This window comes from Martelella sp. FOR1707 (assembly GCF_053484265.1).
The window spans coordinates 332401-349225 of record NZ_JBAKFP010000001.1; the positions used below are offsets into that span (position 1 = coordinate 332401).

The window sequence follows — 16825 nt, forward strand, 5'->3', positions numbered from 1 at the left end:
TGAGGGACGAGGACAGACTGATGGCCAAGGGTTGGAAGCGTCTGGGGGGCAAGCGCGGCGCGGTTCGCGGAAACAACGGAGCGACCGGGGCAGCGCTTCTCCTGACAACGGTCTCCGCGCTCGCCCTGCTGATGCCGCCGTCAGCCGGGGCGCAGACGGTGTTCTGCCTCTCCCCCGACGATGCCAGTTCCTGCACGATTTCGAGCGGCACTTACACGGCCAGCTATCCGCTGGTCGGCGAAGGCGATGATGGCGACGACGACAGCAATGGCGACGATGGCCCCGATTACCGGCTCGACAATTACGGCACGATCACCATCGGCGATGACGGACGCTATGGTCTGGCGCTTTCCTCCAGCGGCGGCGACGGCGACGATGACGGCCATACGGATGGCGGCGATGGCGGCAATCTCTCGGTCTACAACTACGCCCCGATAACCATTGCCGGATCGTCGAATGACGAGGTCTACGGCATTCTCGTCCAGAGCCTCGGCGGCCATGGCGGCGGCGACGAAGACGATACCGGCGCCGGCGGCGATGATGGCGGACGCGGCGGCGACAGCGGCACGATCTATATCGAGAACAATTCCACCGTCTCGCTGCAGCAGGCGCTTCCGAACGGCGGCGCGGGCATCTATGCGCTTGCCCATGCCGGCAAGGGCGGCGACCAGGATTCGACGGTCGGCAACCAGCGCGGTGGCAGTAGCGGCGACGCAAAGGATATGGCCATCGTCAACAATGGCGCGATCACGCTCGGCACGAGCAGCGCCCATATCGACGGCCGCGATTTCGGCTGGGGCATTGCCGCGATCGCCGAAGGCAACAAGGGCGGCCATGACAATGGCAATGGCGGCACGGGCGGCAATATCTCCGTCACCAACAATGGCACGATCGACATCTACTGGAACGACCATAATGGCTCCGGTGACGGCGTGCGCGGCATCTATGCGCTGAGCAAGGGCGGTGATGGTCGCGATTCCGAAGACAACAGCGACAAGGGCGGAAAGGGAGAAGCCGGGTACCAGGTCGAAGTCTATGTCAACAACGACATCCATATCGTTTCCGACAATCATGTCGACGGGCTTTCCGGCGCGGTGGTCGCCATCAGTCAGGGCGGCGATGGCGGCAAGGCGCCCGGCAGCAACAAGGGCGGCAACGGTGGCAATGCCGGCGACACCAGCGGCGATGTTGCCGGCCTCAGCAAGGTCGAACTGCATGGCAGCGCCAACATCACCACCCAGGGCGAGGCGATTTCGGGCGTCGTGATGCGTAGCAAGGGCGGCGACGGCGGCGATGGCGAGGACGGCTCGCGCGACAGTTCCGGCGGCGATGGCGGCAATGGCGGCCGCGTTTCCGTCGGCATCTACGATACCGCGTCGATCACCACGTCCGGCACGTCTGCCTATGGGTTTCTCGCCCAATCGATCGGTGGGACCGGCGGCGATGGCGGCGACGATACCGCGCTTGTCGGCCAGACCGGCGGCGGGGGCGTCGGCGGCAATGGCGGGCGCATCACCTTTGCGACCGACAGCGGCACGGAAACGGAGACCTCCGGCGATTATGCCGCGGCCATTGCCCTGCAGTCGATCGGCGGGGGCGGAGGCACCGGCGGCGATTTCGTCACCGTGCTCGGGGCCGGCGGCGCCGGCGGACAGGGCGGCGACGGCGGCGCGATCACCGCGTCCAATGCCGGCCTCATTTTCACAAGCGGCAATCTGGCGCCCGGCATGCTGGTCCAGTCGATCGCCGGCAGCGGCGGCGCGGGCGACCTGCCGGTCGCCTCGATCATCAGCCTTGGCGGCGATGGCGGACTTGGCGGCGATGGCGGCCATGTCTCCGTCACCAATACCGGCATCATCGCGACCTTCGGCTATGGCTCGCGCGGCATCATCGCCCAATCGATCAGCGGCGGCGGGGGAGCTGCCGGCACGCTTGGCGGCGGCAAGCTTATCGTCGGCGGCAGCGGCGGCGGCGGCGGAGCCGGCGGCCTCGTCCAGGTTTACAATCGCGGCTCCGTGCAGACCTCGCGCAACGCTTCGACCGGCATTCTGGCGCAATCCATCGGCGGCGGCGGCGGCGCGGGCGCGGGCGGTTTCGGCCTGCTTTCCGTCGGCGGCCAAGGCGGCGAAGGCGGCGATGCCGGCGCGGTTCAGGCCTTCCTCGAAGACAGTTCGATCTCTACCGGCGGCGATTTCTCCTATGGCCTGTCCGCCCAGTCGATTGGCGGCGGCGGCGGTGATGGCGGCGACGTGCTCGATTTCGGCGTGCTTGTCGGCGTTGGCGTCGGCGGCAGCGGCGGGATCGGCGGCGATGGCGGTCTCGTCTCCGTCGGCAACCGCAATCTGGTCACCGGCGCCTATAGTGGCGCGCCGACCGTCGCCACCGCCGGCGACAATGCCTCGGCCATTCTCGCGCAGTCGATCGGCGGCGGCGGCGGCACGGGCGGCAACGCGGTGAGTGAGGCCGTGCTGACGGTTGCGCAACTGACGGTGGGCGGGGATGCCGGCGATGGCAGCACCGGCGGCAGGGTCGACGTCGCCTTCGACAATCTGCAGGCATCGACGCTCGGCTCCAATGCCAACGGCATTGTCGCCCAGTCCATCGGCGGCGGCGGCGGCATTGGCGGCGCGGCTTATGGCGCGAATGAATCGCTGGTGTTCGCCTCGACCTTCTCGCTTGGCGGCACGGGCGGCCAGGGCGGCGATGGCGGCCGGGTCAATGTCGACCTCACCGACAGCATTATCTCCACCGGCACGGCCGGCGACGACACGTCGGATTCGATCGGCATCATCGCGCAATCGATCGGCGGCGGCGGCGGCATTGGCGGGCGCGCCATGTCGGCGGCGATTGCCCAGGTGATCCCGGTTGAGGTGCCGGTCTCGATGAGCTTCACGCTCTCGGCGGGCGGCGATGGCGGCGCGGCCGGCAAGGGCGGCGATGTCGATGTCGGGCTCAACGGCACGACCGGCGTAATCACCGCCGGCGACGGCTCGCACGGCATTCTCGCCCAGTCGATCGGCGGCGGCGGCGGAGCCGGCGGCAATTCCTGGACCTATGCCATGACCAGCGGCCTCGGCGCCGGCGTGTTCTCCGCATCCTTCGCCGAGACGCTCGGCAGCACGGGCGGGGCCGGCGGCAATGGCGACACCGTCACGGTGGCGCTCAACGATACGGCTTCGATCGTGACCAGCGGCAATAATGCCGATGGCATCGTGGCGCAGTCGATCGGCGGCGGCGGCGGCAATGCCGGCCGGGCATCGACCGGGGCTTCCGCCTCTTTCGGTTTTTCCGGCTTCACCGGCAAGAAACAGCTCGGCGGCGATGGCGGCGCGGGCGGCGACGGCGACTATGTCACGGTCACGCTCGCCAATGGCGCCGGCGTCGCAACCTCGGGCGACAATTCCCACGGCATCGTGGCGCAGTCGATCGGCGGCGGCGGCGGCACCTCGCAGGGCAGCGCCTTCGGCATTTCCGGAAAGGTCGGCGTTTCCGGCACGCCGATGACGGTGACCGGCTCGCTCTCCATGACGCTCGGGCTGAAGGGCGGCCTCGGCGGCGACGGCTCCGACGTGACGATTTCCGATTACGGTACAATCACCACGACCGGCGTCGGCTCCATCGGCATTGCCGCGCAGTCGATCGGCGGCGGCGGCGGCATTGGCGGCTCGGTCGCCGGCAATGATGTCGCGGCCGGCTCCTACCTCTCGTTGCTCTACCAAACCTATCAGGGCAATGTCGGCATTGGCGGCACGGGCGGCACGGGCGGCGTCGGCAAGGCGGTCGACGTCACCTTCGGCGGCTCCATCGGCACAAATGGCGATCATGCTATCGGCATCATGGCGCAGTCGATCGGCGGCGGCGGCGGTCTCGGCGGCGCGGCGACCATCCCCGGCGGTCGGGTGACCGGCGAGGCAAACCTGCTGCTCGGCGGTACGGGCGGCGACGGCGGCGACGGCGGCAAGGTGACGGCGACCTTCGAAAACGCCAATGCGATCGTCACCAACGGCGTGATGGCCCACGGCGCGCTGCTGCAATCGATCGGCGGCGGTGGCGGCGTTGGCGGCGATGCGACCGACAACCCCTTCGGCGCGATGGTGCTCGGCGCCAATTTCGGCGGCGATGGCGGTGAAGGCTCGGATGGCGACACCGTCACCGTCAAGGGCGGCACGGCCAACATCGCGACCTATGGCAATGACGCGATGGGTCTGGTGGCCCAGTCGGTCGGCGGCGGCGGCGGTCTTGGCGCGATCGGCAGCGGTCAGGATTCCTACCGCCTGCGCGACGCGACGCTGCAGATCCAGGTCGGCGGCAATGGCGGAAGAAGCGCCCATGGCGGCGACGTCAACATCCAGTCCGGCCTCAACATCACCACCAATGGCAGCCGCGCCTTCGGCGTGCTCGCCCAGTCGGTCGGTGGCGGCGGCGGCATGGGTGCGGTCGGCGCGTCCGATGTCATCCTGTCGCTGGGCGTCGGCGGCCGCGGCGGTTCTGGCGGCGATGGCGGCGATGTCACCGTGATCGCGGGCAATGGCAGTTCTATTGAAACCCATGGCAGCGGCGCGCACGGCCTCTTCGCCCAGTCGGTCGGCGGCGGCGGCGGCATTGCCGGCGACGCGACCACCTCGACGCTCTCGCTCGACCGCAAGTTCGACAGCATCGAGGGCAGCGGCGACGGCGGCGATGTCGGCGTCCAGTTCGACGGCACGATCAACGTCTCCGGCGTCGACGCGTTCGGCCTCGTCGCGCAGTCGATCGGCGGCGGCGGCGGGTTCGGCGGCGACAGTTCCGGCGCGTTCGCGGGCTCGACCAGCCTGTTCGGCGATGGTCACGGCGGCGACGTCAACGTGGTCCAGAGCGGCGAGATCAACGCGATCGGCTCGAACGGCATCGGCATTTTCGCGCAGAGCCAGGGCGCTGCCAGCACCGATGCGTCCGATCTCGGAACGATCAGCATCGAGGTCGGCGGCACGGTCGGCGGCGGCACCAATCAGGGCGCCGGCGTTTTCGTCAACGGCGGGCGCGATAACGTGCTGCTCGTCGATAACGGCGCCATGATCAGCGCCTATTCCGGCACGGCGGTCCGCTTCGTCGGCGACAGGTCGTCGGCCGATGGCAGCAGTCTCGATATCTACAATTACGGCGTGGTCGCGGGCGATGTCATGCTGGAAAACGCCGACGGCAACGGTTCTGGCGCGGGCTATGAATACGACCTTGCGACCCAGAGCCTGGCTACGACCGCGTTCATCGCGGTACCCTACAATGCCGGCACGTTCAACAATTTCGGCGTCAGCCGGGGCGCGCGGACGCTGCAGGCCAATGTGGTCAACCACGGTCAACTGTTTGTCGGCGACGAGAATGGCATCGGCGAAACCCGCGTGACCGGCAATTTCCGGCAGGCGGACAGCGGCACGCTGGTCGTCGACGCCGATTTCGAAAACAACCGGATCGACCAGCTCATCCTGCAGCAGGACGCGACATTGGCGGGCACGCTCGATGTCGCGCCGATCTCGCTTCTGCCGCGCAAGCTCTCCTTCCTCACGGTAGACGGCGCGCGCACCGGCACGCTGACCGGCAAGCTGCATGACATCTTCACCTACAAGGTTCTGGAGGAAGGCTCGTCGCTGGCCCTGTCGGTCGACGCCGATTTCGACGGTTCGCGCTTCGGCCTGACCGGCAACCGCGCCCGCATCGCCGACTATTTCCAGCGGGTCTGGGACATGGGCGGCGGGGGCTTTGGCACCGCCTTTGCCGAACTCGCCAAGGTCGGCGGCGGCGGGCTTGCCAATGCGATCGACGCGATCCACTCGCCGATGGCATCGGTGCCCGCATCGCAGTCCGCGAGCATGGCGCAGCAGCGTCTCGACCGGCTGATGAGCTGCCCGGTCTTCGACGGTCCGACGGCGATGATCGTGCAGACGGAATGCGTCTGGGCGCAGTTCGGCGGCCAGCGGTTCAACCAGGGCACGATCGATGGCGTCAGCGGCTATGACGACACCACCTACAGCTATGCTCTCGGCGGACAGTTCGCCATTGCTGATGATCTGTTCATGGGGCTGACGGCGGCTTATGAGAACAGCGACATCAACGGCGCGGACGGCCGCACCTCGATCAACGGCGACACATTCGCGGTCGGCGCAAGCCTGAAGTACAATCCGGGGGCCTGGCTTTTTGCTGGCGCGGTTTCGGGCAGCTACGGCTCGTTCGACAACAGCCGCCAGTCGGTCCTCGGCTCGGTCGGCGGTCTGGCGACAAGCTCGAGCGACGTGTCGACCTTCGCCGCCCGCGGGCGCATGGCCTACACCTTCGCGCAGGACAGCTTCTACGCCAAGCCCTATGTCGATATTGACCTGATCTACGCCAATGCCGGCGGTTACACCGAAACCGGAGCCGGCGTCTTTAACCAGACGGTGGAAGACAGCGACCAGTGGGCGATCATGGCCTCGCCGTCCTTCGAGGTCGGCTCGCGCTTCGCCCTGTCGGAAACCTACCAGCTTCGCAGCTATGCGCGGGCCGGGGTGACCGTCTCGTCGGCTGACGACTGGACCACCAAGGCCCGTTTCACCGCGGCCCCGGCCGGCGCGGGAACCTTCGACGTCACCCTGCCGATGGACGATGTCTTCGGCCGCATCAGCCTCGGCGCGGAGCTGACCAATCTCAACAACGGCATGCATCTGCGCGCCGAATATGACGGCGCGTTTTCCGAGAACACCTCCAGCAATTCCGGAATGCTGCGGTTCTCCTACGATTTCTGAAGCTCGAGGCGCCCCGACATGGGGCGCCTCACAACACGGTTAGCTCTGGCTCGTGTCGACGCGGGTGACGACCGAGAGGCCGGGGGCGAGCTTTTCGGCGTCTTTCTGGTCGGGATCGATGACAATCCTGACGGGGACACGCTGGGCGACCTTGGTGAAATTGCCGGTGGCATTGTCCGGCGTGATCACCGAGAACTGCGAGCCTGAGGCCGGCGAGAAGCTCTCGATATGGCCGGTGAAGGCCTCGCCATTCAGGGCATCGACGGTGAATATAACCTTCTGCCCCGGCTTCATGCCGCGGAGCTGGGTCTCCTTGTAGTTGGCGATCACCCAGCGGCTGTCCGGCACAAGCGCCACGAGTTGGGCGCCGGCGGTGACATACTGCCCCTCGCGCGCCTTGACCTGGCCGAGCGTGCCATCGCGCGGGGCGGTGATCTTGGTGTTTTCCAGGTTGATTTCGGCAAGCGCGCGCGCAGCCTCAGCCGCGGCCACGCTGGCTTCGAGAGCGCGGCGGTTGACGATCGTGGTCTGCAGCGCCTCTTTGGCGACCGCGACCTTGGCATTGGCCTGCGCGACCGCTGCTTTCGCCTGATCGAGCGTTGCCCGCGCCTTGTCCATGTCGCTGCCGGTCGAAAGCTCTTTGGCGCTAAGACGCTCCATGCGCTCCCATTGCGACTGTGCGTTTTCAAGGCTTGCCTTGGCGCTTTCGACGCCGGCCTCGGCGGAGCTGATATTGGCCTTCGCGGTCTTTTGCGCCTGTGCATTGCTATCGAGCGCGGCCTCGGCCGAGCGCAGGCTGGCCTCGGCCTGGGCAAGCTGCTGGCTATAGATGCGGTCGTCGAGACGGACCAGAAGATCGCCCTTCCTGACCCTCTGGTAATCGGTCACGGGCACTTCGGCCACAAGGGCGGAGAGCTGCGGGGAAAGCAGCGTGACCTTGCCCTGGACATAGGCGTCGTCGGTGCGTTCCACCGACCCGTCGAAGGGCGGCAGGTTCCAGGCAAACAACAGGGCGACGATCCCGGCAATGCCGATGGCGAGCGTCAGATAGGTGGCGAATGAGCGGAGAATTCGTGTCATCTTGAAATGTCTTTTTTGGTTGTCAGGCGGTCATACCAAGGATCAGCGATTAGAACCCATATGACCGGAGCGATTTTGAAAGCCGGCTAGGCGAAAGCCGCAGTCGTAGCCATAGCTACGGCGAGGATTTTCAACGACGCAGGCTTTCAAAAGCGCCCGGCCCTTTAAGGGTGCGGCTGGAATGGCCCCCGAGGGCGTCAAAATCCTCGCGCGATGCTCCAGCATCGCTCTGCGGTGTTTTCCTACTCGGATGGCCATTCCAGCGCGCATCATATGGGTCCTAATCGCTGATCCTTGGTATAAGCCCTTCGGCGGCGGCGCGCTTGTGTTCCCATGTCTCGAAGGCGACATCGACGATGAGAACGACAAGGGCGACGCAGGCCAGAAGGCAGAGGAAACGGAAGGCGTCGTTATAGGCAAGCACATAGGCCTGCTGGCGCACCTGGCTTGCAAACTGGACCGCGCCTTCGGCCTTTCGCACCACCGTGTCGCTGATGGTTGCGCCATAGGCCCCGGCAAGCTGGGCGATGCGCTGGCTGACCAGCGGATCGCCGGCGGCGAGGTCCTGCGCAAGTGCTGCGGAATGAACCTGCTCGCGCCAGGTGACGAAGCTTCCGAACAGGGCCGAGCCGAGGATCCCCCCGATGCGCTGGGTGGTGAGGAACACGATAATGAAGCTCAGGAGATAGTTGGGGCCGCGTTTGAGCGCCGCCATGATGCCGACCAGCATGGCGGGCGGCAGATAGAGGCCCGCCGCAAAGGCGATCAGGGTCTGGCTCAGATACATCTGCGAGGGACGGGTAAGGCTGGTGGAATGGCTGTCGAGCCAGGTCCCGATAATCAGCAGCACCAGCGCAAAGCCATGCATGGCGGCAACCCGTCCGGGCTTCAGCAGCATGGCGCAGGTCGCGCCGGCCGCGATGGTTGCCAGCAGGATGACGATATAGAGGCCACGCAGCTGCTCGTTGCCGAGCCCGAGCATCATGAAAAACGCCCGCGCGCCGCTCGACTGTTCCGAGAGAATGATGCGGAAGATCAGCAGAGCGCCGGTGAAATGGATGATCTCGGCGGAGGTAATCCACCTGATGTCGAGTAGCGGGTTTTCCCGGTGCGTCTCCATCAGCACCATGATGGTCAGGCTGGCGACGCCGAGGATCATCAGCCAGCCGATCCACGGCTTTTCCGTCCACCAGTAGATCTTGCCGACCGTCAGCGCGACGGTGAGCGCGCCCATGCCCACGAACAGGAAGCCGAAGGCGATCAGGTCGTTGCGACTGATCACCTTGACCCGTTCGCCCGATACTAGAGGCAACTTGTAGATCAGCGCGAGCGAAATCAGGGCAAGCCCGATCTCGCAGATATAGAGCCGCTGCCAGCCGCCATGGTCCAGAAGAACCGGCGCCATCAGCCCGGCAAGCGGCGTGCCGAGCGAAATCACCGTCATCGCGGCGCAGATGCCGATCGAGAACTTCTTCTCGCGCGGCAGGCCCTCGAGCATATAGAGGATCGCGATCGACGACATCGGCGCAGCGGCCACACCGGCAAAGAAGCGCACGATGATCGCGGACTGATAGCTGTCGGTCCACAGATGGCAGAGACTGATCAGCACATAGAGAACGATCGAATACTCGGCGAAGCGGCGAATGCCGAATTGCTGACGCATCTTGAACAGCATCAGCGTCAAACTGGCATTGGGCACCAGATAGGCGGCAAGCAGCCATGTCGCCTCCGCCGTCGTGGCTTTCAGCGGGCCGGCGATCTGCTGGATCGACACGGTGATGAATGACATGCCAAGGGCCTGGGTCAGGCCAACGACGGTTGCGGCAAACATGTAGAGCAGCAATTGCGGCAACGGTTTGGGCGGCTGCATCGGCGGCGCGCCGGGATAGAGCGGCGGCGGTGACGCGGGTTGCTCGTCCGGCGCTTCGGCAGCTTTCTCTTCCGGCTCTTCGCGCAGTTCGGCACTCTGGACGGCGCTCATGGTTCGCGCTCCATCCGTTCGATGCGTCCCACGATAGCGTGCAGCAGGCTGGTCGCATCCTTCAGCGCCTCTTCGTCTTCCGGAACGAAGAAGGCGCCGATAAAGCTGGCGCGTTCGGCAAGCAGCTTTTCGGCCATCGCCCTGCCGTGCGGGCGCAGGCGCACCAGGTTGACCCTGCGGTCATCCGGGTCGGGCACGCGCTCGATCAGATCGAGCTCCGCCATCCTGTCGAGCATGCGCACCAGCGTCGGCTTCTCCAACTCCAGTTCGCAGGCAAGCGCGCTCTGATTGCAGCTCTCGCTTCTGGCAAGCAGGGTCAGCACCCGGGCGCGCGAAAAGGTCAGCCCCAACTCCGCAACCCGCGCATTGTAAAGCGTGCGCATCTTGCGGCTGGCAACGCCAAGCGCCTCGATAAAGGCGATCTGCAATTCCGTCGATGTCTGGGCCATGTCGATAGAACACTATATGTTAGCTAGCTATTAGTTAGCATACTACATATAAATTTGACAAAAGCAAGACCGGTGTTCTCGGGCGTTAACGTTTGCTCGTAGGATTATCGTCGGGGCGCGAGCCAGGTCGGAGGGAATTGCTGGCAGCAGCAACCAAACGTTCGATTATGCGTGAGAAACGGCTCTGTCGCCGCGTACGATGCGCAACCAGACTGTGCGGACCAACAGGATGCTCAGCGCGATCGGAGCGATCAGGCGCGCTTCGCCACCGGACGAATGCGGTCGCCGGCCTCTATCACCAGCGGATCGAAACCGCTGCCGGGCTGTTCCAGCATCTCGAAAAGCTGGGCGCGCATGCGCGGTTCCCAGAATTTGCTGATGTGATCGGCGACGCCCGCCACTGCCTCGTCGTGCGGGCGGGTGCGGAAGAAGGCGGCGATCTGGTTTGCCATATGGGTCAGCTTTTCAGGGGCCATTTGCTCTATCCTCTGCTAAAGGGGGATGCCGCTGGACGACGGATCTACTCCGCCGCCTCGACCCGCCGGGCCTGTCTTGAAAAGCGCTCATAGTCTTCCTGCCAGTCCGTCGGCCCGTTCGACGGCGAGACCTGAACCGCCGTCACCTTGTATTCCGGGCAGTTGGTCGCCCAGTCGGAGAAATCCGTGGTGATGACATTGGCCTGCGTGGCCGGGTGGTGGAAGGTCGTATAGACGACGCCCGGCGACATCCGGTCGGTGATCTTCGCCCTCAGGCTGGTTTCGCCGGAACGGCTCTGCAGTTTCACCCAGTCGCCGTTCTTGACGCCGCGAAGCTCGGCGTCATGTGGATGGATTTCGAGAACGTCTTCCTCGTGCCAGACGACATTATCGGTCCGTCGCGTCTGCGCGCCGACATTATACTGGCTGAGAATGCGCCCGGTGGTCAGAAGCAGCGGGAAGCGCGGCCCGGTCTTCTCGTCGGTTGCAATGTAATCAGTGCGGATGAAGCGCCCCTTGCCGCGCACGAAGCCGTCGATATGCATGATCGGCGTGCCGTCCGGCGTCTCGTCACTGCAGGGCCACTGGACCGAGCCTTTCTCGTCCAGCAGTTCATAGGTCACATTGGCAAAGCTCGGCGTGGTCGCGGCGATCTCCGCCATGATCTCGGACGGGTGCGTATAGGACCAGTTGCCGCCCATCGCATTTGCGAGCAGCTGCGTCACCTCCCAGTCGGCATAACCGGCCTTCGGCGACATCACCCGGCGCACCCGGTTGATGCGCCGTTCGGCATTGGTGAAGGTTCCGTCTTTTTCCAGGAAGGTCGAACCCGGCAGGAAGACATGCGCGTAATTGGCCGTCTCGTTCAAAAAGATGTCGTGCACGATGACGCATTCCATCGCCGCCAGACCGGCGGACACATGCTTGGTATCGGGGTCGGACTGCAGAATATCCTCGCCCTGGCAGTAAAGCCCCTTGAACGTGCCATCGACGGCGGCATCCAGCATGTTGGGAATGCGCAGGCCTGGTTCATCCGAGATCGGCACGCCCCACGCCTTCTCGAAGATATCGCGGACATCCGCATTGTTGACATGGCGATAGCCCGGCAGTTCGTGCGGGAAGGACCCCATATCGCAGGAGCCCTGAACATTGTTCTGGCCGCGCAGCGGGTTCACGCCGACACCGCGCCGCCCGATATTGCCGGTCATCATGGCCAGGTTGGCAAGGCCGATGACAGTGGTCGAGCCCTGCGAATGTTCGGTAACCCCAAGGCCGTAATAGATCGCCGCATTTCCGCCCTTCGCATAAAGCCGGGCGGCTTCGCGAACCGCGTCAGCCGGAACGCCAGTCAGCGCCTCGACGGTTTCCGGGCTGTTGGCCGGATCGGCGGCAAAGGCGGCATAATCCTGGAACTCGTCCCAGTCGCAGCGTTCACGGATAAAGCCCTCGTCGTAAAGCCCCTCGGTGACGATCACATGCGCCAGCGCGGTGACGACGGCGACATTGGTGCCCGGGCGCAGTGCCAGATGATGGCTTGCCGCCACATGCGGCGTCCGGACCAGATCGATGCGGCGCGGATCGATGACGATGAGCTTTGCGCCCTGTCGCAGCCGCTTTTTCAGCCGCGAGGCGAAGACCGGATGCCCGTCGGTGGGGTTGGCGCCAATGACGAGCGCGACATCGACGTCTTCAACGCTGTCGAAATCCTGCGTGCCGGCAGAGGTGCCGAATGTCTGGCCGAGGCCGTAGCCGGTCGGCGAGTGGCAGACGCGGGCGCAGGTATCGGTGTTGTTGTTGCCGAAGACGGCGCGGGTAAGCTTTTGCACCAGATAGGTTTCTTCATTGGTGCAGCGCGAGGAGGTGATGACGCCGATCGAATCCTGCCCGTAATTCGCCTGGAGACGGCGCAGCCTGGATGCGGCAAAGCCGAGCGCCTCCTCCCACGAAACCTCGCGCCAGGGGTCGGTGATGTTCTCGCGGATCATCGGTTTCAGGACACGGTCCTTGTGGCTGGCATAGCCATAGGCGAAACGGCCCTTGACGCAGGAGTGCCCGTGATTGGCCTTGCCATCCTTGTAGGGCACCATGCGCACCAGTTCCTCGCCGCGCATTTCCGCCTTGAACGAACAGCCGACGCCGCAATAGGCGCAGGTGGTGACGACCGAGTGTTCCGGCTGGCCGATATCGATGATCGACTTTTCCTGCAGCGTCGCCGTCGGGCAGGCCTGTACGCAGGCCCCGCAGGAGACGCATTCGGAGCCGAGGAAATCGTCGCCGAAGCTGCCGGGCGACACGCGGGATTCGAAACCCCGTCCTGCAATCGTCAGCGCAAACGTGCCCTGCACTTCCTCGCAGGCGCGCACGCAGCGCGAACAGACGATGCATTTCGACGGGTCGTAGGTGAAATAGGGATTGCTCTCATCCTTCGGCAGGTAGCGGGCGTTCACCTCGCCGCCGCCGTCGCGCGTCCTCACATGGTTGCCGCCGTCATAGCCGTAGCGCACATCGCGCAGGCCCACGGCACCGGCCATATCCTGCAATTCGCAATCGCCATTGGCTGCGCAGGTGAGGCAATCCAGCGGATGGTCGGAGATGTAGAGCTCCATCACCCCGCGGCGCAGCGTCTTCAACTGGTCGGTCTGGGTCGAGACCACCATGCCATCGGCAACCGGCGTGGTGCAGGAGGCTGGTGTGCCGCGCCGCCCCTCGATCTCCACCAGACAGAGCCGGCAGGAGCCGAAGGCGTCGACCATGTCTGTCGAGCACAGCTTGGGGATGGCGATCCCGGTTTCCATGGCCGCCCGCATCACCGATGTGCCTTCCGGAACGGTGACCTTGAAGCCGTCAATCGTGAGCGACACCGTCGCTTCCGATTTCGAAGCCGGCGTGCCGTAATCGATTTCCTTGATCAGGGACATGTCACTACTCCGCCGCTTCTGCCGGTTGGGGCCGTGATTGGGGACGCGGTCCGAAATCTTCCGGAAAATGCGTAAGCGCGCTTGAAACCGGATAGGGCGTGAACCCGCCCAGCGCGCAGAGCGAACCTAGCCGCATCGTGTTGCAGAGATCGTCCAGAAGCGTCTTTTGCTCGGCCAGTCCTGCGCCGGCGGCGATCTTGTCGATCACCTCCGCCCCGCGCACCGCGCCGATGCGACAGGGCGTGCATTTGCCGCAGCTTTCCGCCGCGCAGAACTCGAAGGCGAAACGCGCCTGCTTCATCATGTCGGCGGTATCGTCAAAGACGACGATGCCGGCATGGCCGATCAGCCCGTTATTGGCGGTGAAGGCTTCATAGTCGAAGGGGATATCGAAATGGCTGGTCGGGAAATAGGCACCGAGCGGGCCGCCCACCTGCACGGCCTTCACCGGCCGGCCGCTCGCCGTGCCGCCGCCGATATCGTAGATCAGCTCATTCAGCGTGATGCCGAAGGCGGTCTCGAACAGCCCGCCATGTTTGATATTGCCGGCAAGCTGAATCGGCATGGTGCCGCGCGATTTTCCGACGCCGAAATCGCGGTAATAGTCCGCGCCGCGGTCCAGAATCAGCGGGATGGAGGCCAGCGACAGCACGTTGTTGACCACGGTCGGACAGCCGAACAGACCCTCGAGTGCCGGGAGCGGCGGCTTGGCGCGCACAACGCCCCGCTTGCCCTCCAGGCTGTTGAGCATGGAGGTTTCCTCGCCGCAGACATAGGCCCCCGCGCCGACGCGCATTTCCATATCGAAGGCGTGCCCGGAACCCAGCACCGATGGCCCCAGAATGCCCTCCCGGCGCGCGATCTCGATCGCCTTCCGCATGGTCTGGATCGCATGCGGATATTCGGAACGGGTGTAGATGTATCCCTTGGTGGCACCGGTCGCGAGGCCCGCAATCGCCATGCCTTCGATCAGAACGAAGGGATCGCCTTCCATGATCATCCGGTCGGCAAAGGTGCCGCTGTCGCCCTCGTCGGCATTGCAGACGATGTATTTCCGGGGACCTGCCGCCTTGCGCACAGTGTCCCATTTGATGCCTGTCGGGAAACCCGCGCCGCCGCGACCGCGAAGGCCGCTGTCGGTGACGGTCTGGACGATATCCGCGCTTTCCATCGTGATCGCGTTTTCCAGACCGCGCAGGCCCTTGTAATGGCGGTAGTCGGCGACGGATAGCGGATCGGTCACGCCGCAGCGGGCAAAGGTCAGCCGCGTCTGCCGTTTCAGGAAGGGCAGTTCACGCGTCTCGCCAAGGAAAAGCGGATGCTCCGCACCCTCCAGAAAGCCCGCTTCGAACAGGCTTTCGACATCGGAAGCCTTCACCGGGCCATAGGCAACGCGACCGTTTCCGGTGCGCACTTCCATCATCGGCTCAAGCCAGTGCAGGCCGCGCGAGCCATTGCGCACGATCTCAGCGTCCAGCCCGCGTGCAGCAAGCGTTTCGGAAATCGCCGATGCCACCCTGTCGGCGCCAACGGCGAGGGCTGCGGCATCGCAAGGGATGAAAATGACAGGTTTCATTGTCCGGCCTCCGCAACGACATCCTTGAGCGTCGCTTCATCGAGCCGGCCGTAAAGCGCGTCATCCAGCATCGCCGCCGGCGCGCAGGAGCAGAGGCCCAGACAGTAGACGGGTTCAAGCGTCAACCGGCCGTCCGTTTTCGTCTCGTGCCAGTCAAGGCCAAGGGCGGCGCGCAGACCGTCGGCCAGCGCCTCTCCGCCCATGGACTGGCAGGCTTCGGCGCGACAGATCTTCAGGACATGGTGACCGGCCGGTTCGCGGCGAAAATCGTGGTAAAAGCTCATCACGCCATGCACTTCGGCGCGGCTGAGGTTCAGTTTTTCGGCGACAAGCCGCAATGCGGTTTCCGGGATATAGCCGAACTCGCTTTGAATATCGTGCAGGATCGGCAGCAGCGGCGCTTCGCGCTGCTGATGGTCTTCGACAATCGCGGCTGTCCGTGCGGCAACCGCCTCCCGCTCGAAACCCAGATCCATCATGCTCCTCCGCCTCTATGACTGATCTCGAAAAATGTCATATTTTTGGACGGACAATCAATGCGGCAGTTCCGTCAGTCGATGGCTTTTACTTATAGATGACTGCAGTGCTCATATTTCATGCCTCGGCCAGGTGCCGCACCTGCCGCAGAAAGGCCGAGATCAAGGGCGCATAGGGCTCGCGATGCGTGGCAACGAGGCCGACCTCGGACCCGGCCACGGGATCGATGATCGGTATGGTCTTCAGGGTCTCGTTTGCAAGGCTCGTCGCCAGGCTCTCGGGCATGATGGTCGACCACAGCCCGGTCTGCACATGGGCAAAGAGGGTGACGATCGAGTCCGATTCCAGCGTCGGCGCGACATCAGCGGAAACCTGCGTGAGGATGCCGTCGAGTATGCGCCGGTTCTGCATGTCCTTCGTCAGAAGACAGAGCGGCAGGCGGCTGACGTCGTTCCATGTGATCCGCCTGGCCTCGCCGAGATCGGTTTCGGCATGGGTCACCAGGCAATAGGTTTCACGGTAGAGCGGGATCTGCGTGACCTTCCCCACCGGTTCGTTCTCGAGATAGGTGATGCCGACGTCGATCTCGAGATTTTCCAGAAGCGACAGGATTTCGGCGGAGGAACGCGACAGCACCGAGACCGTGACGCCGGGATTGCTCGCGACAAACGGCGTCGTCAGCGTCGGGACATAGGATAGCGCGGTAGGAATGGCCGCAACCCTTAGGTGACCGCTCAGGCCCTCGCGAATGGTCTTCAGTTCCTGCTGCATGGTGCGCGCATCGGCGACAAGCCGTCGCGCCCATTCCAGCACCCGCTGGCCTTCCGGCGTCAGCCCCTGATAGCGCGAGCCGCGCAACACCAGAAGAACGCCCAGCTGCTCCTCAAGCTGCTTGATCGATGCCGAAAGCGCCGGCTGCGAAACCCCGCATGCCTCCGCCGCGCGCCCGAAATGCCGCTCCCGCGCGAGCGTTATGAACATCTCAAGTTTTTCAATCATGCATCTTCCATCCGGGGCAACCTTGCTGCAGCCCGCATTTGTGCATTCTGCCCCGGCGGCGACAATCGCGCCAGCGCCGGGGTGTGGTTTTTCACCAACTCACTAGGTCGTCGCGTT

General features: G+C 64.6%; 9 protein-coding genes. 1 reads left to right on the forward strand and 8 read right to left on the reverse strand.

All coding sequences use genetic code 11. The annotated features are described in order from the left end of the window. Window positions 1-20 precede the first annotated feature (20 nt). Window positions 21-6752, forward strand: coding sequence for an autotransporter outer membrane beta-barrel domain-containing protein (locus V6765_RS01515; RefSeq protein WP_448425865.1), 6732 nt, complete (start codon window positions 21-23; stop codon window positions 6750-6752). Window positions 6753-6791: 39 nt separating this feature from the next. Here the strand turns inward: V6765_RS01515 and V6765_RS01520 are convergent, their stop codons facing one another. The 8 genes from V6765_RS01520 to V6765_RS01555 all read right to left on the reverse strand — a co-directional run bounded on the left by V6765_RS01520 (window position 6792) and on the right by V6765_RS01555 (window position 16708). Next, window positions 6792-7832 (reverse strand): HlyD family secretion protein, encoded by a 1041-nt coding sequence (locus tag V6765_RS01520; RefSeq protein ID WP_448425866.1) that lies wholly within the window; start codon window positions 7830-7832, stop codon window positions 6792-6794. 280 nt (window positions 7833-8112) lie between these two features. Then, the gene (locus tag V6765_RS01525) at window positions 8113-9813 is read right to left on the reverse strand and encodes an MFS transporter (protein WP_448425867.1); all 1701 of its coding nucleotides are present in this window, start codon (window positions 9811-9813) and stop codon (window positions 8113-8115) included. Then, window positions 9810-10262, reverse strand: coding sequence for a MarR family winged helix-turn-helix transcriptional regulator (locus V6765_RS01530; protein ID WP_448425868.1), 453 nt, complete (start codon window positions 10260-10262; stop codon window positions 9810-9812). Before V6765_RS01530 ends, V6765_RS01525 begins: the two co-directional genes overlap by 4 nt. Before the next feature lie 251 nt (window positions 10263-10513). Then, a complete protein-coding gene (locus V6765_RS01535; RefSeq protein WP_448425870.1) occupies window positions 10514-10738 on the reverse strand; it encodes a formate dehydrogenase subunit delta in 225 nt (74 codons plus the stop codon). 44 nt (window positions 10739-10782) lie between these two features. Beyond that, window positions 10783-13656 (reverse strand): formate dehydrogenase subunit alpha, encoded by a 2874-nt coding sequence (fdhF, locus tag V6765_RS01540; protein WP_448425872.1) that lies wholly within the window; start codon window positions 13654-13656, stop codon window positions 10783-10785. Between the two features lie 4 nt (window positions 13657-13660). Continuing rightward, on the reverse strand, window positions 13661-15232 hold the full coding sequence (locus tag V6765_RS01545; RefSeq protein WP_448425873.1) for a formate dehydrogenase beta subunit: 1572 nt from the start codon (window positions 15230-15232) through the stop codon (window positions 13661-13663). Continuing rightward, on the reverse strand, window positions 15229-15708 hold the full coding sequence (locus V6765_RS01550) for a formate dehydrogenase subunit gamma (protein WP_448426607.1): 480 nt from the start codon (window positions 15706-15708) through the stop codon (window positions 15229-15231). The genes V6765_RS01545 and V6765_RS01550 overlap by 4 nt, the downstream gene beginning before the upstream one ends. A 118-nt stretch (window positions 15709-15826) precedes the next feature. Then, window positions 15827-16708, reverse strand: a complete 882-nt coding sequence (locus V6765_RS01555) for a LysR family transcriptional regulator (RefSeq protein ID WP_448425875.1) — start codon at window positions 16706-16708, stop codon at window positions 15827-15829. Window positions 16709-16825 lie beyond the last annotated feature (117 nt).

Bases quoted from the DNA above. Each gene is read 5' to 3' on its own strand.
- V6765_RS01515 (WP_448425865.1), top strand. From the start codon at position 21: ATGGCCAAGGGTTGGAAGCGTCTGGGGGGCAAGCGCGGCGCGGTTCGC.
- V6765_RS01520 (WP_448425866.1), bottom strand. From the start codon at position 7,832: ATGACACGAATTCTCCGCTCATTCGCCACCTATCTGACGCTCGCCATC.
- V6765_RS01525 (WP_448425867.1), bottom strand. From the start codon at position 9,813: ATGAGCGCCGTCCAGAGTGCCGAACTGCGCGAAGAGCCGGAAGAGAAA.
- V6765_RS01530 (WP_448425868.1), bottom strand. From the start codon at position 10,262: ATGGCCCAGACATCGACGGAATTGCAGATCGCCTTTATCGAGGCGCTT.
- V6765_RS01535 (WP_448425870.1), bottom strand. From the start codon at position 10,738: ATGGCCCCTGAAAAGCTGACCCATATGGCAAACCAGATCGCCGCCTTC.
- fdhF (WP_448425872.1), bottom strand. From the start codon at position 13,656: ATGTCCCTGATCAAGGAAATCGATTACGGCACGCCGGCTTCGAAATCG.
- V6765_RS01545 (WP_448425873.1), bottom strand. From the start codon at position 15,232: ATGAAACCTGTCATTTTCATCCCTTGCGATGCCGCAGCCCTCGCCGTT.
- V6765_RS01550 (WP_448426607.1), bottom strand. From the start codon at position 15,708: ATGGATCTGGGTTTCGAGCGGGAGGCGGTTGCCGCACGGACAGCCGCG.
- V6765_RS01555 (WP_448425875.1), bottom strand. From the start codon at position 16,708: ATGATTGAAAAACTTGAGATGTTCATAACGCTCGCGCGGGAGCGGCAT.